Annotated in this window: 22 protein-coding genes and 1 pseudogene; 10 read left to right on the forward strand and 13 right to left on the reverse strand. The window is 45.7% G+C overall.

Features of this window, described 5'->3' with window-relative positions:
• Nucleotides 1–6 precede the first annotated feature (6 nt).
• Complete coding sequence (locus tag OO774_RS15820) at nt 7–753, reverse strand: outer membrane lipoprotein-sorting protein (protein WP_264907341.1); 747 nt, start codon at nt 751–753, stop codon at nt 7–9.
• A 181-nt stretch (nt 754–934) separates the two neighbouring features.
• Nucleotides 935–1,221 (reverse strand): annotated as a pseudogene (locus OO774_RS15825) (ribosome alternative rescue factor ArfA).
• A gap of 368 nt (nt 1,222–1,589) precedes the next feature.
• Between OO774_RS15825 and OO774_RS15830 the strand changes: the two are divergent.
• The 4 genes from OO774_RS15830 to OO774_RS15845 all read left to right on the forward strand — a co-directional run bounded on the left by OO774_RS15830 (nt 1,590) and on the right by OO774_RS15845 (nt 3,434).
• Nucleotides 1,590–1,799, forward strand: a complete 210-nt coding sequence (locus OO774_RS15830) for a cold-shock protein (RefSeq protein WP_005375625.1) — start codon at nt 1,590–1,592, stop codon at nt 1,797–1,799.
• Nucleotides 1,800–1,888: 89 nt separating this feature from the next.
• Complete coding sequence (locus OO774_RS15835; RefSeq protein ID WP_264907343.1) at nt 1,889–2,434, forward strand: YaeQ family protein; 546 nt, start codon at nt 1,889–1,891, stop codon at nt 2,432–2,434.
• The gene (locus OO774_RS15840) at nt 2,421–2,963 is read left to right on the forward strand and encodes a hypothetical protein (protein ID WP_264907344.1); all 543 of its coding nucleotides are present in this window, start codon (nt 2,421–2,423) and stop codon (nt 2,961–2,963) included. The genes OO774_RS15835 and OO774_RS15840 overlap by 14 nt, the downstream gene beginning before the upstream one ends.
• 111 nt (nt 2,964–3,074) lie before the next feature.
• Nucleotides 3,075–3,434, forward strand: coding sequence for a glutaredoxin (locus OO774_RS15845; RefSeq protein ID WP_264907345.1), 360 nt, complete (start codon nt 3,075–3,077; stop codon nt 3,432–3,434).
• A gap of 244 nt (nt 3,435–3,678) precedes the next feature.
• Here the strand turns inward: OO774_RS15845 and OO774_RS15850 are convergent, their stop codons facing one another.
• Nucleotides 3,679–4,302 (reverse strand): OmpA family protein, encoded by a 624-nt coding sequence (locus OO774_RS15850; RefSeq protein ID WP_321274639.1) that lies wholly within the window; start codon nt 4,300–4,302, stop codon nt 3,679–3,681.
• A 273-nt stretch (nt 4,303–4,575) separates the two neighbouring features.
• Here OO774_RS15850 and OO774_RS15855 point away from each other — a divergent pair, with 273 nt between their 5' ends.
• Nucleotides 4,576–5,208, forward strand: coding sequence for a thiol:disulfide interchange protein DsbA/DsbL (locus OO774_RS15855; protein WP_264907347.1), 633 nt, complete (start codon nt 4,576–4,578; stop codon nt 5,206–5,208).
• Between the two features lie 13 nt (nt 5,209–5,221).
• Nucleotides 5,222–5,695 carry an FKBP-type peptidyl-prolyl cis-trans isomerase gene (locus tag OO774_RS15860; protein ID WP_264907348.1) on the forward strand — a complete coding sequence of 158 codons (474 nt, stop codon included), beginning with the start codon at nt 5,222–5,224 and terminating at the stop codon, nt 5,693–5,695.
• A gap of 239 nt (nt 5,696–5,934) precedes the next feature.
• Here OO774_RS15860 and cyoE read toward each other — a convergent pair whose 3' ends face one another.
• From cyoE to OO774_RS15880, 4 genes are read right to left on the reverse strand one after another with little or no spacing between them, the layout of a single operon-like run.
• Nucleotides 5,935–6,843 carry a heme o synthase gene (cyoE, locus tag OO774_RS15865; protein ID WP_264907349.1) on the reverse strand — a complete coding sequence of 303 codons (909 nt, stop codon included), beginning with the start codon at nt 6,841–6,843 and terminating at the stop codon, nt 5,935–5,937.
• Entirely contained in the window at nt 6,836–7,855 is a 1,020-nt protein-coding gene (locus OO774_RS15870) for a COX15/CtaA family protein (protein WP_264907350.1), read from the reverse strand. The genes cyoE and OO774_RS15870 overlap by 8 nt, the downstream gene beginning before the upstream one ends.
• A 9-nt stretch (nt 7,856–7,864) precedes the next feature.
• Nucleotides 7,865–8,401, reverse strand: coding sequence for a cytochrome oxidase biogenesis cluster protein (locus tag OO774_RS15875; RefSeq protein WP_264907351.1), 537 nt, complete (start codon nt 8,399–8,401; stop codon nt 7,865–7,867).
• The gene (locus tag OO774_RS15880; protein WP_264907352.1) at nt 8,398–9,165 is read right to left on the reverse strand and encodes an SURF1 family protein; all 768 of its coding nucleotides are present in this window, start codon (nt 9,163–9,165) and stop codon (nt 8,398–8,400) included. Before OO774_RS15880 ends, OO774_RS15875 begins: the two co-directional genes overlap by 4 nt.
• Between OO774_RS15880 and OO774_RS15885 the strand changes: the two genes are divergently transcribed.
• Nucleotides 9,164–9,400: a DUF2909 domain-containing protein gene (locus tag OO774_RS15885; RefSeq protein WP_264907353.1), complete on the forward strand. Its 237-nt coding sequence runs from the start codon at nt 9,164–9,166 to the stop codon at nt 9,398–9,400. The genes OO774_RS15880 and OO774_RS15885 overlap by 2 nt on opposite strands.
• 14 nt (nt 9,401–9,414) lie before the next feature.
• On the opposite strand, the gene OO774_RS15890 is transcribed toward OO774_RS15885, so the two are convergent.
• The 4 genes from OO774_RS15890 to coxB are packed head-to-tail and all read right to left on the reverse strand — an operon-like array spanning nt 9,415 to nt 13,706.
• A complete protein-coding gene (locus OO774_RS15890) occupies nt 9,415–10,299 on the reverse strand; it encodes a cytochrome c oxidase subunit 3 (protein ID WP_264907354.1) in 885 nt (294 codons plus the stop codon).
• Between the two features lie 48 nt (nt 10,300–10,347).
• Nucleotides 10,348–10,890 (reverse strand): cytochrome c oxidase assembly protein, encoded by a 543-nt coding sequence (locus OO774_RS15895; protein ID WP_264907355.1) that lies wholly within the window; start codon nt 10,888–10,890, stop codon nt 10,348–10,350.
• Between the two features lie 15 nt (nt 10,891–10,905).
• Complete coding sequence (gene ctaD, locus OO774_RS15900; RefSeq protein ID WP_264907356.1) at nt 10,906–12,546, reverse strand: cytochrome c oxidase subunit I; 1,641 nt, start codon at nt 12,544–12,546, stop codon at nt 10,906–10,908.
• Nucleotides 12,543–13,706, reverse strand: a complete 1,164-nt coding sequence (gene coxB, locus OO774_RS15905; protein ID WP_264907357.1) for a cytochrome c oxidase subunit II — start codon at nt 13,704–13,706, stop codon at nt 12,543–12,545. The genes ctaD and coxB overlap by 4 nt, the downstream gene beginning before the upstream one ends.
• A gap of 312 nt (nt 13,707–14,018) precedes the next feature.
• On the opposite strand from coxB, the gene OO774_RS15910 reads away from it, so the two are divergent.
• On the forward strand, nt 14,019–15,713 hold the full coding sequence (locus OO774_RS15910; RefSeq protein ID WP_264907358.1) for a phospho-sugar mutase: 1,695 nt from the start codon (nt 14,019–14,021) through the stop codon (nt 15,711–15,713).
• Between the two features lie 65 nt (nt 15,714–15,778).
• Here the strand turns inward: OO774_RS15910 and OO774_RS15915 are convergent, their stop codons facing one another.
• Nucleotides 15,779–16,411, reverse strand: coding sequence for a LysE family translocator (locus OO774_RS15915; protein ID WP_065298283.1), 633 nt, complete (start codon nt 16,409–16,411; stop codon nt 15,779–15,781).
• A gap of 246 nt (nt 16,412–16,657) precedes the next feature.
• Between OO774_RS15915 and OO774_RS15920 the strand changes: the two genes are divergently transcribed.
• The gene (locus tag OO774_RS15920) at nt 16,658–17,371 is read left to right on the forward strand and encodes an AzlC family ABC transporter permease (protein WP_264907359.1); all 714 of its coding nucleotides are present in this window, start codon (nt 16,658–16,660) and stop codon (nt 17,369–17,371) included.
• On the forward strand, nt 17,368–17,679 hold the full coding sequence (locus tag OO774_RS15925; RefSeq protein ID WP_264907360.1) for an AzlD domain-containing protein: 312 nt from the start codon (nt 17,368–17,370) through the stop codon (nt 17,677–17,679). The genes OO774_RS15920 and OO774_RS15925 overlap by 4 nt, the downstream gene beginning before the upstream one ends.
• On the opposite strand, the gene OO774_RS15930 is transcribed toward OO774_RS15925, so the two are convergent.
• Nucleotides 17,676–18,290: a fumarylacetoacetate hydrolase family protein gene (locus OO774_RS15930; protein ID WP_264907361.1), complete on the reverse strand. Its 615-nt coding sequence runs from the start codon at nt 18,288–18,290 to the stop codon at nt 17,676–17,678. The two genes, OO774_RS15925 and OO774_RS15930, sit on opposite strands and share 4 nt — an antisense overlap.
• Nucleotides 18,291–18,336 lie beyond the last annotated feature (46 nt).

Consider the following 18,336-nt stretch of genomic DNA (forward strand, 5'->3'; position numbering starts at 1 on the left):
CGCGACCTAATCTCGGAGTAACTTCATTTGCTGTTGAGAGAAAAAATCATCATCAATTTTAAAGTCAAACTGAGCTTGGTGTGTCGTCAGCACGGTTTTATTACCCGGCTTATCTATCGGCCTCATTTCCAGGCGAGTGGCCACTTTTCTTCCACCGAGCATTTTGATATCAAAAGTGGTCATGACATTGACCAGTTCATCAAACTCATCATAGAACTCTATCTTGCGCTGTAAGTAAGTCGCCTGAGAAATCCACAAGGTAACTTTATTCCACACAACTGGTGCGTCAGGTTTCGCTAGGGCATCAATTCGCCAAACCTTATCGCCATCAAAGGTCTCTTCTCCGAGCATGGTGTGTTGGTAATCTACTACGATAGAGGATTGATTAATGAGATCGTCATTAGTGAAGTCAGAACCCATCCACGACTGACTCAACATGGATGGTGCAATCTTGATGATTCGCTCGATGCTTGGTACCCAGTTCCACATCTCTCTGTAACGCTTGAGTGATGCACTGCCCTTATCCTTTGCCGGAGCAGTCACCAGTACTAAAGAGAGTTCAGTTCCTTTCGTCCAGCTCTTCATGGTCATTGAGCGACGCCAATCCGGGCGGACAATTTCCATCGTCGCTTCACTGTAGCTGGATTCGCCTCGCATGGTTTGATCCGACTTCTGCACTATCTCAAAGGCGGTTGCCGCCAAGGTCAGAGGTGAGGAGATGATAGATAACAAGATCAAAAATGTTCTAATCATAATAATCCTCTCGCCTAGGCTGACTTTACATCAACACAGAAATAACAATAAAAACATGCAATTCAATTGAGTATAGCAAGGAACCCATTGTGCTTAGGTGATGTAAGGTAGAAAAAACCAGGTGTGTGATGTGTCGTCAAACTGGAGTGAAAATTAACCAGCAAACAAGAGCCAATAAGTATCAACAAACACGGCGAGTCAAAGCAAGAACATCAAGTATGGGGTATTTAGGTAAAGAAAAAGCCCTATTCAAAATCCACATTGGGAGAACTTTGAATAGGGCTCTTTGCCTCTATGCTTCATTTTCCGACTGAAGCTACCTTTACCTTTTTTCGCGGTAACGATTCTCGTTTTAAATAACTGACTCGTAACAACCGCTTTGAGCGCGTTATCTTTTATTTTACCTCTGCCGAATTCGGTATCATGGTGAAACTCATTCGGCTGAGGACTCGCTTTTGACTTTGCCATAAATCCTCCTTAATGGTCGGGCCAGATTGGACAATAATTAGAAAAATAAGTCAATTTAATTGAGTAAAAATAATTTTATGCCTAAAAACTTCACAGCGACGTCATTTAATTGAAAATTACTCTAAAACGCGTCGATTAAATAGTGACTGCATACAAATATTTGCCCTTAAAGTACTAATATCTGTTGACTCTTACCGTATTTAACCTAGACTCAAACACGGCTAGAAAGAAAGTTCTTTGTTTTCACATTTCGTTGGATTACTCGTAACTCCGTCGTCCTGTGGTACGCAATAGCAATTTATTTTTCCACGCTATAAGCGCCGTTGAGGCGAAAGATTACACAAATTTAGATATTTAGGAAAATAGACATGTCTAACACAGCTACTGGTACAGTTAAGTGGTTCAACGAAACTAAAGGCTTCGGTTTCATCCAACAAGAAAACGGTCCTGACGTATTTGCTCACTTCTCTGCAATCACTGGTGACGGCTTCCGTACTCTAGTTGAAGGCCAGAAAGTAGAGTTTGTTATCTCTCAAGGTCAGAAAGGCCCTCAAGCAGAGCAAATCAAAGTACTTTAATTCTTAAAGAATTTGATACGGTAGCCAGCTTTTATGCTGGCTATTTTTTTATCTATAACGAAATTTTCTCTCCGGTCACTGATAACAACATGGCGCTAAAACCAACCATTTATAAGTTTCGTATCGATATTTCCGATATGAACAACGATTATTATAATTCGCACAAACTGACCATCGCTCTTCATCCCTCGGAAAAACCTCAACGCATGATCGCCCGTGTCTTGGCTTATTGCCTCAATGCGACAAGCGATTTAGAGTTTACGAAAGGGCTATCAACCATTGAAGAACCCGATCTGTGGCACATCGCTGACGACCAAAGTATCACTCACTGGATTGAGATCGGTGAACCAGATGTCGATCGAATCAAAAAAGCCACTCGCCTTTCAAAGCAAGTCAAAGTCTACAGCTATAACACCAAGACTTCGGTATGGTGGGAGAAAGTATCAGGTAAGTTTTCCATGCTTCCGGTAAGCGTAGAAAGTTTTGACTACGACTCCATTGACACAATTTGTCAGCACCTTGACCGTGGCGCAAGCCTTTCTGTTATGATCACTGGTACGTCTATATTTGTTGATATAAACGATCAACATATCGAAGTAACAGTGAGGGAACTGCAAAGTCATGACGCCACTTAATACACTGTTTCAAGAGATGGGATTCAAAACGATTCCCTTTGTAACCGAGCACAACACGGCAAAGAAACGTTGGCTGGACGCACAAAACGCATTGTTCGCTAGAGTGTGTGAGAATAAGCCATCAACAGCCCCGGCACTTCATCTGCTGGGTTTGCTGACGAAATCTCACATTGAAGCCAGTGCTAGCTACGAGCAAAACGCGCACGCTAGCCAACAAATGCAGATAGCGATCAGTGAGTCAGTGGGGGACGAACACGCGAGCAAGTTCACCAATCAATCTGCTGAAGACCTTATTCTGATTACCCACCTGTGGCTCTTTACACAAGGGTATCTGAATATGGATTTCAGCCTGGCTCACGATCATGCTGAGCAAACTCAGAACACGCTACACCATGAACTGGTGATTCAGCGTATCGATGTAGATGCGTTTAGGACGGAGTTGATGCGTAGCTTTTATTTGGGCCGAGAAGCAAACCCAACTAAAAGCGGCGGTTTTTTAGCTTGGTTAAAACGACTATTTACCTTATAAAAAGCATGGTTTTATCTACAGTAAACAACTGGTAGACTGCGTCTCCGGTGCGACACTTGTCGTAATTGTATTGGTAAAGGACACTCATCCTTTGAACATTAGGGGCTCATTATGAAGTTTATTCGTTGGTTTTTAGGCAAAATCATATTATTGCTTAACGCTGTTTTTTCACCTCGTGGAATCAAGCGTGATACCAATGAGCAAATGAGCGTTGACACTAAAGCGAAACAATATGCGCTTTACCAGTTTGAAGCTTGCCCTTTCTGCGTAAAAGTTCGTCGCGCAATGAAGCGACAATCGGTAAAAATTGAATTACGAGATGCGAAGAACGACCCTGCTTCTCGTCAAGAGCTCGAGCAAGGTGGTGGAAGAATTAAAGTCCCTTGTCTTCGAATCGAAAAGGATGGCGAAACCCAATGGCTTTACGAGTCATCAGACATCGTCGCACACATTGAAAAAGAATTTGCCTAGTTCCCCCTAAGAACATTGGCGGATGTAAAAGAGGCACCTATTGGGTGCCTCTTTTCTATTTATCAGAACAAATGACGATGATTATACCAATCACAGTAAGTAAATGTTCAGAAATAGCGTAGGGAAAATGCTTGAGAACAAGGCAGAGTTTTTCGATACGTAGTTATTCTACAATCAAAAATTCTAACGCAGTTATCGAGTATTTTAACAAGCTAGAATGACCAGTTATTTACTACGATTGGTATTAGTCGCTGACGATCAGCATCAGTTCCACACGGCGATTACATGCTTTTCCACTGGCGGTTGCATTACTGCATTGAGGAGCGTGTTCACCAAAACCTCGCGAGAACACTCGCTGGCGAGGAATACTGGTTGCCAACAACTGCTTCTCAACTTCACGAGCCCGTCGTTCTGACAGTGTATCATTAAAACTTGCCGCCCCAGTGCTGTCCGCATGCCCATCGATGACAACATCAACATCCGCACGACCTGCCAGATAGTGGCCTAAACTTCTCAACCAGCTTTGAGATTGTGCAGATAATTGCGCAGAACCCGTCTGAAAGTGAACTTGATCTTTCAAGCGTACCATCAAGTGTCCCCCACTGATGGTTTCATGGGCAATGTTGTGCCGTTCTAAAAACATCTCCAGTGAAGTTATGGAATAGGATTCGTCTACAGCAGCGTTCGTAGTCGGCTGAGCAGCAATGTTCATGACACTCGATGAATTACCATACCCCCACTCAGGGTGTCTTAGCTCTGTGTTCGTCTTCGGGGCTGTATCTAACATGTTCCCACCTGGCACTATGTCTTGACTGATACTGCCGCACCCTCCAAGAATGCCACAAACAATTAAAAACCAATGCTTCATACCGTTCCCAACGTAGAAAAACTCTTATTCATTATGTCGACTCAATACGCGTTGTCTTTAGCGCTTTCGTCAGTTCAATATCAGGCATAACGTCAAATGACATTAAAACATCGAAACAAATGCACTGTTCGTGCCAGTCATATACTTTTTAGCCGCTACATTGCTACCAGTTTGAACATGATCGTCTCACTTTAGTGTAACAATCGGTTTTAATAGTTTTAGTCGACATCGTTAACCGATAAACTAGCGAAAATTTCTCAATCGAGCGTGAATATGTTCAAAAATATTTTGAAAGGATTAGCTTGTTTTGCCTTGGTGACGGCACTCACAGCATGCGACAACGGCAATACACAGCCGCAGCAAGGTAAACAGTATGAAGTGCTACCTGCCTCACTTCAGCAGTACCAGCTTGCCCCTGTAACCGAGGCGTTCTCTTTAACCTGCGGTCACTGTCGCTCGATGGAAGAGTTTGTCCCTCAAATAGAATCTCTGACGGAGCAAGACGTTGAGAAGGTGCATGTTACATTTAACAATAGTGCCCAAATCAGCGCTATCATTTTCTATACAGCAGTTATGCAGCTAGAGGCGACACCAGATAAGGCATTTATGGCTGACCTTTTCGCAGCCGTTCAAATGCCACCCGAAGCAACAGCAGAAGAACGTCAAACAGCAGTAGAAAAAGCGTTTGAGTCTCGTAACCTGATTAGCCCTTATCATCTTGATGAAGCGCAGCAAAAGCAGCTATTCGAATACATCAACAAGGCTGATGAAATCACGACTCGTGGTCAGATCAACTCAGTACCCACCTTTATTGTTAATGGTAAATATCAGGTGATTAGCAGCGGTCACGACAGTATTGAAGCTATGTCTGAGACAATTAACTACTTACTAAAACAACCTAAATAGACAAGGAGTCAACGTGTCTAAATTTCTATTTCCTCTTATTATTTTTATTCTGGCGGCATTTTTCATTTACCGCACCTGGACCAACCATAAAGTGGCAGATGAAAACTTTGCCAAGGGACAAGCATTCCTGCTAGAAAATGCCAAGAAAGAAGGTGTCATCACCACTGAAAGTGGCCTGCAATATATGGTGCTAGAGAAAGGCACCGGTGATGTTCACCCAACGGCAACAAGCAAAGTAAAAGTGCATTACCACGGTACACTTATCGATGGTACGGTCTTCGATAGCTCAGTAAATCGCGGCGAGCCAATCTCTTTCGGTCTGAACCAAGTGATTAAAGGTTGGCAAGAAGGTGTTCAATACATGGTAGAAGGTGAGAAAATTCGCCTGTTCGTACCAAGCACTCTCGGTTACGGTAAAAGTGGTACAGGCCCAATTCCACCAGCTAGTACGTTGATTTTTGATATTGAGTTGTTAGAAATTCAATAATCCCATCTAAGATTGCTAATGCCGTTTGTTTTACAGCGAACGGCATATTCCAACTCTCTGTCATCCTGAACAGCGACGAAGGAGCGTGATTCAGGATCTACTCCCCGAGCACTTTATTGCTACATCTATTTTCATAGCTTGCCAGTTTGCTGGTATTAGATTCCTAGTCTCGCCGAGGCTCGCTGGAATGACACAGCTAAAAGTCGCTAGGCGATCAGCTCTGATGTTTTCACAAAGACTTACATCATTGAGAAATCGATATTGTGATCAGCGAGTAAAGCAATAAACAACACCAGTAAGTGGTAAATAGAAAACTTAAACGTCTCTATCGCGCTGCGTTCATCCGGGGCAAACTTCAGTTTCCAGGCATGGTAAATAAACCCGGCATTAAGCAGTAGTGAAGCAAAAAGATAGATAAAGCCCACCATGCCTACTAACACCGGCATCACACACACCAGAGTAAGAAGTACCGAATACAACAGTATTGAGGTTTTGGTGTATTCGATGCCATGCGTGACAGGAAGCATAGGGATATCCACTTTACGATATTCTTCCACTCGGTGAATCGCCAGAGCCCAAAAATGGGGCGGCGTCCAGATGAATATGATCATCACCAAAAGCCACGCATTACCGTGCAATTCGCCGGTTACTGCAGTCCAACCCAACAGCGGTGGCATCGCACCAGCTATACCGGCTATCACAATATTTTGTGGTGTAGCCCGCTTGAGATACATGGTGTAGACAACCGCATAGCCAAGCAAACTCAATAATGTCATCCATGCGGTCAACGGATTTACCCAAGCGTACAGCAACACAAACCCTACTCCGCCTAAACAAACAGCAAATGTCACCACAGACTTCGGGTTGGTGTCCCCAGAGGGCAACGGACGCTTATGAGTTCGTGCCATTCGTGCATCAATTTTACGATCGATAAGATGATTAAATGCTGCCGCAGATCCAGCCATCAAACCTATTCCAGCGAGCCCTATGGCTGCCTGTAGCCAGGGGAAAGTAGCGACTGGTGCCAAATTCATCCCAACAATAGCCGTCACCAACATAAGTGCGACCACTTTTGGCTTGGTGAGTTTTAGGTAAGTAGAACCGATTCGCTTTCGTCCCTCTAAAGACAACGCAATTTCTTTATTCATAGCGAACTCCTTTCGCCTGATGACTCCACTGTGTTTTTCCCTGCCACAAGTAGAACTGACTGACACAAATCAGGCTCAACATTATGGCTGCGCCCAGTGTATGCGCCACTGCGACGTAGATAGGTAACTGAAACACAACATTACTTACGCCGAGCATGATTTGACAGATGAGCGCTAGCCCAATCCACATGCCTAGGTTTCGTGAATAATGGGACTCTTGCTTAAACAACAGCACACAATAACTAGCGACCACCAACGCGGTAATGATGGCTCCGATACGATGAGTAACGTGTATGGTCATTCTTGCCGGATACTCTAAAACGCCAAATTCGTAATTGTCGAACCCGGTTTGCCAGAACGAAAACGCTTCTTTCCAAGACAAATAACTGACCCAATCACCCTCACAGATTGGCAATGTAGTACACATCAACGCCGCGTAGTTGGAAGATGTCCAACCGCCAAGCAGAGCCTGAATAAGCACGACAGCAAACGCCACCATTGAGAACATGCGTACTGTGCTGGTGGAGGGTGAAAAATAGAGATTGCCTTGCGCCTTCAGCTGGCAATGAAATACCGCTTGCAGTGCCAACAATGTGAAACCACCGAGTAAATGAAGCATTACAACTACCGGCATCAATTTGAGCGTGACGGTCCACATGCCCAACATCGCCTGCCCTACCACCAGCAAACAGAGCATGATGGGTATCGAAGTGTTAACCCTCTCTGAGCGAGATGAAACAACGGCAATAGCTAAGATGATGATTCCAAGCGTGCCGGCGAAATAACGATGGATCATCTCCAGCCATGCTTTTTCATGTTCGACCGCACGCTCAGGAAAATTCAGGTTGGCTCTTGCGACATCATCTTCATGATGGGGAACCGACAAATGACCATAACAACCTGGCCAGTCAGGGCAACCTAAGCCAGCATCGGATAAACGTGTATACGCACCGAGCATGATCACCACCAAGGTAAGACATAAACTGATTCTCACTAATCGAATTAGTGTCATGGATTCCCCCTATCCCACTCGGGACAACTTAAGCAGTTTGCGCAAGTCAGCCAGCATATCCTTGCTAAGCTTGACCAAATCTTCGTTTGGCTTTGGCGTGTAGGACATGACTAACTGCCCCAAAGGGTCAACGATGACCACTTGTCCCTGTGCCACTTTTTCCGCTACCGAGGCATTAATTGCCATTTTCTCCATGGGCGCTTCTACTGAGTCTGATGATTCCAATGTCCATAGCACAGGCACAACACGTTCTTGATATTTTCCTAAGGCGATATGACTTTGTTTAAGCAAATGCAGCTGTTGCTGGCACTGCTGATGACACTGTTCGGGAACCACATAAGCCAATTGCCAACCATGTATCGTTTGCGGGGATGCTTGTCCCAATTGCGCGAGCGTGGTGTAAGGCTCAATGAGTTGACCGCGATTTGTCACACCACTCTGATACCAGCCCTGACTCAAGATCAGCTTGGCGACAAGCGCTGGAAGGGCAAACAAGCACACCAATGCAATCAGGACGAAACGCCCTCTTGTTACTTTCGACGTCATTTTTCACCTCCATGTGATGAGACTCCCCTTAACCAACGGAGAAAAACCACAACCGTCAGTAACAGAAAAACGCCAGCCATAGCAAACCACTGAACGGAATAACCAAAATGTTTAGCGCTTGTTAGTGGTAACGGGTTCCACGGGAAATCATATGGCCAGTTTTCTAAATTATCTGGCTGCAAAACCGCAGGCATGAGTTCGATATTTAACATCTGATTCAGTTGAGAAATATTGAGGTTTTGAACTCGAATGGACTCTCCCCGCTCGGGCATCAACTCGGAACTCAATGGGTTCATTGATTTGCGGTATAAACGCCCAGTGACCACAGTTGGCGCCTCTAATTCTTTGACGACAGGCAATTCAGCACGGGAGCGTTCCCCGGCCACAAAACCAAGCTCCAACAGTGCTAAGATGTTCTGACTCTGACTCACGGACACCACCTGATAAGCGAGATATCCCACTGCTCCGTCGTAGGTTTGGTTATCCAGCAAGATGATTGGTAAGGGCTCAGGGGCAACTTGCGCTTCAACCTTTACGCCAATGACGCTTTCTTCACGCCAGTCATTGTTATCAAGTACGACATGCATTTCCTTGTAAGGTAAGTCGGCTCTAGCGAGAATCGTCTGCTCTAGTGCTTGTTTTTGCTCACCTCTGTCTAATTGCCACAAGCCCAGTTTGACCAACAGAGAAAACACAGCCACAGTTAAACAAACTGCAGCCCAAAACCGCTTCGATAAAAGTAGCGTTGAAACCGGAGGTTCCATGTCCACCGTATTCTTATTCAAATTGACGCTCATCCTTTTGCTACTTTTCATCATATTCAACCTCGCAAAAGCGCTTATCGAAATGGTTCGTGAAGACCCAGACAACGCTGATCGTGACCATAAACCCATGAGCCACTATTTAGGTCGACGTGTCATGTTTTCCGCTTTAGTTGTCATCCTGCTACTTATCGCTCTCACTTCTGGATGGATTGATCCAAACCCTCGTCCTTACTAATGTCTGAGGACGGACTAGAGTACATAAACAAAGACAAACAGGCACAACCAAACCACATCAACAAAGTGCCAATACCAACTGCCTGCCTGAAAGGCGAAATGGTTGTTTGGAGAAAAGTGATCCTTCGCAATTCGAAATAGTAATACGATTAAGAAAATCGTTCCCAGACAGACGTGCATGCCGTGGAAACCCGTCAGCATAAAGAAAGTATTACCGTAAACCCCGGATTGCAGAGTCAGCCCCATTTCCTGATAAGCGTGGATGTACTCTTCCGCTTGGTAAAATAGGAAGAAGCCCGCCAGCACAATGGTGATTTCCAGCCAGACAATTAGCGCAGTACGTTTGTTTTGCTCCAAACTGATGTGGGCCATATGCAATGTGATGGAAGAGAGCAGAAGAATGATGGTATTGGTGAGCGGAATTCCCTGCCACGGCATCGCTTGAGTGGTTTCGCCACTAGGCGTAGTCGTCAGTGGCCATATCGCTTCAAAACTGGGCCAGAGAACCTCATTGGTCATAAAGTTATTGTCCGCCCCGCCCAACCAAGGCACTGAGACCATTCTCGCGTAGAACAGAGCTCCAAAGAATGCGCCAAAGAACATCACTTCAGAGAAAATAAACCAGCTCATCCCCTGACGGAAAGATCGGGTAATTTGCGAGCTGTATTTACCAGTCAGGGACTCGGTAATCACGTTGCTAAACCAGCCAGCTAACATGTACAGCAGAAACAGAAATCCTACGGCCAAAACAACACGACCAATCGATCCGACCGGACCTTCACTTTGGGTCCCCTGTACGGTCATACCTGCACCGACAGCGACTAAGAACAGAGCAAACGCGCCAAGAATTGGCCAGCTGCTTTGAGCAGGAACATAATAAGTCCCAGGTTTATTACTCATAAGTTCTCTCCTTACAGACGTTAATTGGTCTGCGCTCTCTATGAGAGGCTAACTCCCTTCCTGTGGCGGCAGTTTGTAGAGTGTGTAAGACAGCGTTAACGTATTTATTGAGTCGGGAATATCGGGCTCAATGTAAAAAATCAGTGGCATTTGTGCGTGTTGATTGCCATCCAACGGCTGCTGGTTGAAGCAGAAGCACTCTATCTTGTTAAAGTAAGCCGCGCCGTTACCCGGTGAAACAGACGGCACCGCTTGTCCAACCAATTTGTGTCCGCTCTGGTTAAACGCAAGGTATTCGGTTTGTATTACCTGACCGGGATGAACATCCATAGCAATGACTTTGGGTTTAAATTCCCAAGGCATATCCGGATTAACGTGCGCCATAAACTCCACTCGAATCGTACGGCTTATGTCTGGCTGCATACCTGCAGGCTGAATCGCCGCCACTTCGCTGGTTTTGCCGTTGATCCCCAACGCATCGCACATCACGTCATACAAAGGGACTAAAGCAAAGCCAAAACCGAACATCAGGACCGTAGCAAGCAGTAGCTTGATGGTCAGTTTTCTGTTGGATGGATTAGATTGAGTCACGGTCGCCACCTACATTTAATCGACTTTAGGAGGCGTAGTGAAAGTATGATGCGGAGCCGGACTTGGTACTGTCCATTCCAACCCTTCCGCTCGCTCCCAAGGTTTCGCCGTCGCTTTCTCTCCACCGCGAATACACTTGATGACCACCCATAAGAAAATCAATTGAGACAGTCCGAAGGCAAAGCCACCGATGGATACAATTTGGTTAACGTCCGCAAACTGGATCGCGTAATCCGGGATTCTTCGTGGCATACCGGCCAGCCCTAAAAAGTGCATAGGGAAGAACAACACGTTGACTGAAATCAGCGAACACCAGAAATGCCACAAACTTAGCCTGTGGTCATACATATTGCCGGTCCACTTCGGAAGCCAGTAATAAGCCGCCGCCATAATGGAGAATACGGCCCCGGAAACCAACACGTAATGGAAGTGGGCAACCACAAAATAGGTATCGTGATACTGGAAATCGGCTGGCACGATAGCCAGCATCAAGCCTGAAAAACCGCCAATGGTAAACAACACGATAAACGCGATAGCAAATAACATCGGCGTCTCGAACGTTAACGCGCCACGCCACATGGTCGCGACCCAGTTAAACACTTTTACGCCGGTCGGTACTGCGATCAGCATGGTGCAATACATAAAGAAGATTTCAGCAAATACGGGCATACCGGTCGTGAACATATGGTGCGCCCATACAAGGAATGACAGCAGCGCGATACTACACGTCGCGTAAACCATAGAGTGATAACCAAAGAGTTTTTTACCACTAAACGCAGGAATGATCGCTGAGACAATACCAAACGATGGCAGGATCATGATGTACACTTCCGGGTGACCAAAGAACCAGAAAATGTGTTGGAACATGACCGGATCACCCCCACCTGCCGCATCAAAGAAACTGGTGCCAAAGTACTTGTCTGTGAGAACCATGGTTACCGCGCCAGCCAAAACAGGCATAACGGCGATAAGCAAGAATGCAGTGATCAGCCACGTCCAGACAAACATCGGCATCTTAAACCAGGTCATGCCCGGTGCACGCATATTCACGATGGTTACGATGACATTGATCGCGCCCATGATTGAGCTAATACCCATGATGTGTACCGAGAACACAAACAAGGCCGTACTGTCCGGGCCATACGTGGTTGAAAGCGGCGCGTAGAATGTCCAGCCAAAGTTAGGTCCACCGCCCGGTAAAAACAGAGAACTTAATAAAATGAGAAACGCAAAAGGCAAGATCCAAAAGCTCAGGTTGTTCATGCGCGGTAAGGCCATATCAGGCGCGCCAATCATCATGGGGATCATCCAGTTCGCCAAGCCAGTAAAGGCGGGCATTACCGCACCAAATACCATGACCAAACCGTGAACTGTGGTCATCTGATTAAAGAATTCAGGATCCACCAATTGTAAGCCTGGTTGAAACAGCTCGGCGCGAATGACCATCGCCATTGCCCCGCCAGTGAGGAACATCGCAAAACTGAACCAGAGGTACAAAGTACCGATGTCTTTATGGTTGGTCGAATACAACCAACGAGCAAGACCTTTGGGCGTATGATGAATATCGTGGTCATCATCGAGAGCGATGGTTGAATTCGCCGAAGTTTGCGCTTCAATCGGTGCTGACTTCACGGCTTTTTCTGCTGGCTTGCTCATATTTCCTCCTTAGCACTTTTTTGTGCCTTAAAGGCATTGACATCAGATGCTTGAACGGTGTCGCCAGTATCGTTCCCCCACGCATTTCGTTGGTAGGTTATGACTGCAGCGATTTCCTGGTCACTCAGTTGATTGGCAAAAGCTTGCATAGCTGTTCCGGCACGGCCATTGACTATCACATTGATGTGCTCTGTCACATCCCCCGTCGCCACAGGGCTGCCTTTGATTGCTGGAAATGCGCCTGGTATACCTTCACCACTGGCTTGATGACAGACGGCACAGCGAGCAGTGTAAATCGCTTCGCCTTGAGCCATCAGCTCGTCCATGGATAAGTCTTGGATTAAGGCCTCTTGAGCAGCGGCTTTCTGAAGCGCTATCTCTTCTTTCTTACCTGATAACCACTGTTCAAACTCGTCTTCTTCCATCGCGTGTACCACGACTGGCATGAACCCATGTGCGCGACCACACAACTCGGCACATTGACCTCGGTACACACCTGGTTCATCAATTCGTGTCCAGGCTTCATTAATAAACCCAGGCACGGTGTCTTTCTTCACGGCAAAATCAGGCACCCACCACGAGTGAATAACATCGTCTGACGTGAGAAGAAAACGGACTTTGCGATTAACCGGCAGGACAAGCGGGTTATCTACTTCAAGTAAGTAATGAGCGCCTTTGGCTTCGATTCCGTCAATCTGCTTCTGACTGGTTGCGAGAAGACTAAAAAACTCGACGTCTTGACCAAAGTAGTTGTAGTGCCATTTCCACTGAGAGCCAGTGATTTTGATGGTGAGATCCGATTGACTGGTATCTTCCATTGCAACTAAAGTTTTTGTTGCGGGGATTGCCATTGCGACAAGAATGATGATAGGGATAACCGTCCAAATAATTTCCACTTTGGTGCTTTCATGGAAATGAGCGGCAACGGCTCCTTTTGACTTGCGATGACGAATTATGGAATAGAACATGACACCAAAGACCACAAGGGCAATCGCACAGCATATGTAGAAGATCAGCATATGCAATTCATACACTTGCTCACTGATCGCTGTGACCCCTTTGGTCATATTGTAGTCATTGTCTTTCGACCATCCATGAGAGGAGAATGTGATTAAAATCACATTCAGTGTTAAGGCAAGAGTAGTCGCTAATCTTTTCAAAAGATCTCTCCTCTGCTCAGCCGCTACGCTTACGCGAGCTTCCTTGCGTCCCGATGCAAATATCGAACAAATTTACGAAAAATCGCTAAAACTGCGATTTCAACATGGTTTGTTATATTTATGTTAAAAGGCTAGTTATAGTTCTAAAGTTCTTCAAGAAATAAAATACGAATAAATTTTGTTCGATAATTAAAAAATAAATTCGGTTTATCGATTGCCCTCTTTGAATTGGAATTGAGAACCATTTACATTAATTGCAATCTATGACGAAGAGTCAAAACAGGTAGGCTCCCCACCTAAGGAAAGACAGACATGACAGCAATAATTGATCAATGGCTAGCACGAGACCCCGACCCAAAGACTCGTGAAGAGCTGCAACACCTCGTCGATAAAAATGCACAGCAAGAACTCAACGACCGATTTGGTTCACGTCTTGCTTTTGGTACTGCAGGACTGCGAGGAAAAGTCGGCGCGGGTCCAAACCGTATGAACCGCCTCGTTATTCAGGAGACTGCAACCGGACTTGGCCACTACTTGATTGAACAGGTTCAAGATGCAACGTCGCGCGGCGTTGTTATAGGCTACGATGGCCGTCCGGACTCCAAACAGTTCGCGCATGACACCGCGTCTGTGCTGACCGCTCTTGGTATTAAGGTTTATCTGACGCATAAAGTAGCAGCCACGCCAATCGTTGCCTTTGGTGTACGTACACTGAACGCTGCTGCTGCCGTTGTCGTAACCGCGAGTCACAACCCACCGGAATATAATGGCTTTAAAGTGTATTGGGAGAATGGCGCGCAAATCATCCCACCACATGACTCCGGGATTGCCGCTGAAATCGACCAAGCAACGACCAAACCTTTACCATTAATGTCATTAGACGATGCAAAACAACAGGGATTACTGGTTTGGCTGGAAGATGACTACTACCAGAGCTATCGCCAAACCATGAACGAAAATGCGTTGCTAACACCAGATTCCAGCACTGACATTTCTATCGTTTACACGGCCATGCATGGTGTCGGTGCCGATATGGCGGAGACACTTTTGGCTGATGCCGGGTTTAAAAAAGTGGCGAGTGTAACAGAGCAGCGAGAGCCTGATGGTACCTTCCCAACGGTTAACTTCCCTAACCCAGAAGAAGCAGGGGCAATGGACATGGTGATGGCTTTGGGTAAATCGGTTGACGCCGATATCGCCTGTGCTAACGACCCAGATGCAGACCGTTTTGCAGTCGCGGTTAAACGCTCTGATGGTGAGTATCAAATGCTCACTGGTGACCAAGTCGGCTCGCTATTTGGTGATTACTTGCTGGAACAACAACCAAACTCGCTGGTGGGAAATACCATCGTCTCTTCTCGCCTATTAAGCAGCATTGCCAAAGCACATGGTGCAGAATATTACCAAACCCTGACTGGTTTTAAATGGCTGACTAACATCGCCATGGAGAAAGAAACAGCGCAAAACCCATTCTTATTTGCTTACGAAGAAGCCCTGGGTTACACCGTGGGTAATAAAGTCTGGGATAAAGATGGCCTATCGGCGATCGTTGCCTTCGCTCAGTTGACAGGAAAACTGAAAGCTGAAGGCAAAACTGTGTGGGACAAACTGGAAGCGCTTTACCGTCAACATGGCTTCTACTTCAACGCGCAGCGCAGTATTGCTTTGGATCCAAAATCGCCACCAATCGGTGACAAGTTACGTGCAGCACCACCAAAGGATATCGCGGGGAAAAAAGTAGTAATAACAGAAGATTTAAAAACATCAGTAAGAACCTATGACGACGGCTCTGAACAAGCGATCGATTTACCATCCAGTGATGTATTGATCTACCACCTCGAAGACCAATCCCGCGTGATCGTTCGACCTTCAGGCACTGAGCCTAAATTGAAATGTTACTACGAAGTCATCTCTGATTTTCCGGACAACATGAGCTATGAACAAGCCCAGCAAGCTGCAGAAGCGAAGATGAATGAACTTATCGACGCCCACCAAAAAAGCTTGTAAGTAAAAACCTCAAAACAAAAACAGCCAGCAATCAATGCTGGCTGTTTTCTTCGCATTTGAAAATGTTATAGAACGAAACTACTCAACATCCACAATGCCAGAATCACAAATACGAGTCCCATCAATTTATGTTGGACCATGCGGAATTTATCATTTTCAATCAGCCCCTTACCCACACTGCCAGCCAGCGCGACAAGTAACAGATTAAACAGTAGCCCCATAACGTTAAGTAACAAGCCAAGCGCTAGCATTTGCTCACCCGATGAAGCCGTAATGTTGCTGGAAACAAACTGAGGCAAGAACATAACAAAAAACACTAACGCTTTTGGGTTGAGTAAATTACTCATCAAAGCACGCTGGTAATAGGTCGTCGCCATTTTACTCATTTGATCAAGTTCAGGCGCCGACGAAGCTTGCGCTCTCATACAGTCCCATCCCATTTTTAGCAGGTAAGCACCGCCCAGCAAATGTAGCACCTTCAGCGCAACCGGACTCATCGCGACCAGTGTGGAGACGCCCATCGCTGCCAACAGGGTTAAAATGACGCCTGAGGTCGCATTGCCAAGGCTGGCAAACAGCCCAACTTTTTTGCCATAGCTCATACTTGAACTGGCAATCAGTAACATATCAGGACCAGGCAACATCAATAACGCCAGAACAGCAGTCAAATAAACAGGGAGTACAACTAAATCAATCATGGAAGAAAAGCAGTGCAATAAAAAAGGAGGCGGATCATATATCAATGATATGACATAAAACAATAGATATATTCCGCGATAAGGATGACAACCAATATTTTAATTCGCGAATTTATAACTTAGCAACCTATTGGCCTTTTAACATCTAACCACAATTTTTAAAACACATAGCAATTTTGTTCAATGCACATTAACGTACTCGCGCTAACTTGTAATAAAACTGCTCTCTGGATAAATAAGAATAAAATGGAAAATACTTTGCCTTTAGAAGCACAAGCAAAAGCCGCACTGTTTTGGCAAGGCACGATAGCCATGATGCCACTCAGCATTGCAGTCCTTCCTTGGGGGCTGCTCGCGGGCTCATTTGCAATCGATACCGGCCTCACTCCGCTTGAAGGACAAGCGTTGTCGGCGATCCTATTTGCAGGATCCGCACAGCTGGTTGCGATGGGGATGATAAAAGCTGGGGCTGGATTAACAACCATGTTGTTAACGACTTTCTTTATTACTTCTAGACACTTTCTGTATAGCGTCTCTATGCGCAGTAAGATCTCACCACTTCCCGTAAAGTGGCGTCTTTCACTCGGATTTTTGCTCACCGATGAGCTGTTTGCCATTGTTGGCCATCACTCGGACAAGCAGTTTAACCGGTGGTATGCGCTTGGTGGTGGCTTAAGTTTTTACCTTTTTTGGAATGCGGCCACGTTAACAGGCATCGTAGCAGGAAGTATGATCCCCGAGCTGAATGAAATGGGGCTTGAATTTGCAGTGGCTGCGACGTTTATTGCGATCGTCGTACCAACCATAAAAAATGCAGCAGTACTGGCCAGTGTCGTCATTGCATTGGTAAGTTCTGTCGCACTTGCCTATTACCAGGTTGAAGGCAGCCTGATGATTTCAAGCATTTTGGCAATGCTAACCGGATACTTTGTCGAACAGTTTACGGAGAAACACGCATGATTATGTTATCGATCTTACTGATGACGGCACTAGTATTCACCAGCCGATACTTGTTTCTTGAGCCAAAACTGCCAATTCGACTCGGCGTACGCACGCAAAAGGTTTTGAGTTACGCGAGCCCGGCAGTGCTGACAGCAATTTGGGCCCCGATTGTTTTTCTTCCCGAAGGCGAACTCGGATTAAGCTTACAAAATCCATTTTTGCTCGCCGCCATTATCGCCGTTTTAATCGCTTATCTGACCAAAAACGTGTTAATGACGACGATTGTAAGCATGGTCGCATTTCTCCTTCTAAGAGTTCTGCTTTAATCAGCAACCCACTCAGTTTCAAACAAGGTGACGTCGCCGCATTTTAGGCGTCCGAGAAAAACGTCACCTTGATGAACTTCTCCAACACCTTTAGGTGTGCCCGTCATGATCACATCACCATCTTCTAAACGGGTGTAGCTGCTTAGCTCATCCAGAATAGTGAAAGGAGGATATAGCATCTGCTTTACGTGCCCTTTTTGTACGTGAACACAATTAATCAAAAGTTCGAGATTCAGATCGTTGATATCTATCCCTTCAAGAGGAACAAAACGGCTGAACACAACAGAGCCATCAAATGCCTTTGCTCGCTCCCAAGGTAGCCCCTGTTTTTTCAGCGTGGATTGTAGACCTCGCTTCGTCAGATCTAGCCCTAAACCAACTGCCGCATATTGGCCATTTTGAATCAAAAAACAAATTTCTGCTTCGTAATGCAATGGTTCTTGATGAAACGAATGCAAAACCTCAGAGATTGATGATGAAGGTTTATTGAACACCACCATCTGTTCTGGTACCGCATTATCAAGCTCATGGATGTGCTCTACGTAGTTGCGGCCTACACACAAAACTTTACCTACTTTAACTTTCTTTTCTTCTACCTGAATTTCACTCATTGCTCATCCCTGAAAAAATATATACAAATTCTTAGAGTTAACGACA

Source organism: Vibrio sp. STUT-A11 (genome assembly GCF_026000435.1).
GTDB lineage: Bacteria > Pseudomonadota > Gammaproteobacteria > Enterobacterales > Vibrionaceae > Vibrio.

Coding starts and splice junctions, on each gene's coding strand:
- OO774_RS15880 (WP_264907352.1), bottom strand. CDS start 9,165: ATGGAACCTCCGGTTTCAACGCTACTTTTATCGAAGCGGTTTTGGGCT.
- OO774_RS15870 (WP_264907350.1), bottom strand. CDS start 7,855: ATGACACTAATTCGATTAGTGAGAATCAGTTTATGTCTTACCTTGGTG.
- cyoE (WP_264907349.1), bottom strand. CDS start 6,843: ATGAATAAAGAAATTGCGTTGTCTTTAGAGGGACGAAAGCGAATCGGT.
- OO774_RS15840 (WP_264907344.1), top strand. CDS start 2,421: ATGACGCCACTTAATACACTGTTTCAAGAGATGGGATTCAAAACGATT.
- OO774_RS15930 (WP_264907361.1), bottom strand. CDS start 18,290: ATGAGTGAAATTCAGGTAGAAGAAAAGAAAGTTAAAGTAGGTAAAGTT.
- OO774_RS15925 (WP_264907360.1), top strand. CDS start 17,368: ATGATTATGTTATCGATCTTACTGATGACGGCACTAGTATTCACCAGC.
- ctaD (WP_264907356.1), bottom strand. CDS start 12,546: ATGAGCAAGCCAGCAGAAAAAGCCGTGAAGTCAGCACCGATTGAAGCG.
- OO774_RS15850 (WP_321274639.1), bottom strand. CDS start 4,302: ATGAAGCATTGGTTTTTAATTGTTTGTGGCATTCTTGGAGGGTGCGGC.
- OO774_RS15890 (WP_264907354.1), bottom strand. CDS start 10,299: ATGAGTAATAAACCTGGGACTTATTATGTTCCTGCTCAAAGCAGCTGG.
- OO774_RS15830 (WP_005375625.1), top strand. CDS start 1,590: ATGTCTAACACAGCTACTGGTACAGTTAAGTGGTTCAACGAAACTAAA.
- OO774_RS15885 (WP_264907353.1), top strand. CDS start 9,164: ATGTCCACCGTATTCTTATTCAAATTGACGCTCATCCTTTTGCTACTT.
- OO774_RS15820 (WP_264907341.1), bottom strand. CDS start 753: ATGATTAGAACATTTTTGATCTTGTTATCTATCATCTCCTCACCTCTG.
- OO774_RS15875 (WP_264907351.1), bottom strand. CDS start 8,401: ATGACGTCGAAAGTAACAAGAGGGCGTTTCGTCCTGATTGCATTGGTG.
- OO774_RS15845 (WP_264907345.1), top strand. CDS start 3,075: ATGAAGTTTATTCGTTGGTTTTTAGGCAAAATCATATTATTGCTTAAC.
- OO774_RS15920 (WP_264907359.1), top strand. CDS start 16,658: ATGGAAAATACTTTGCCTTTAGAAGCACAAGCAAAAGCCGCACTGTTT.
- OO774_RS15835 (WP_264907343.1), top strand. CDS start 1,889: ATGGCGCTAAAACCAACCATTTATAAGTTTCGTATCGATATTTCCGAT.
- OO774_RS15915 (WP_065298283.1), bottom strand. CDS start 16,411: ATGATTGATTTAGTTGTACTCCCTGTTTATTTGACTGCTGTTCTGGCG.
- OO774_RS15855 (WP_264907347.1), top strand. CDS start 4,576: ATGTTCAAAAATATTTTGAAAGGATTAGCTTGTTTTGCCTTGGTGACG.
- OO774_RS15910 (WP_264907358.1), top strand. CDS start 14,019: ATGACAGCAATAATTGATCAATGGCTAGCACGAGACCCCGACCCAAAG.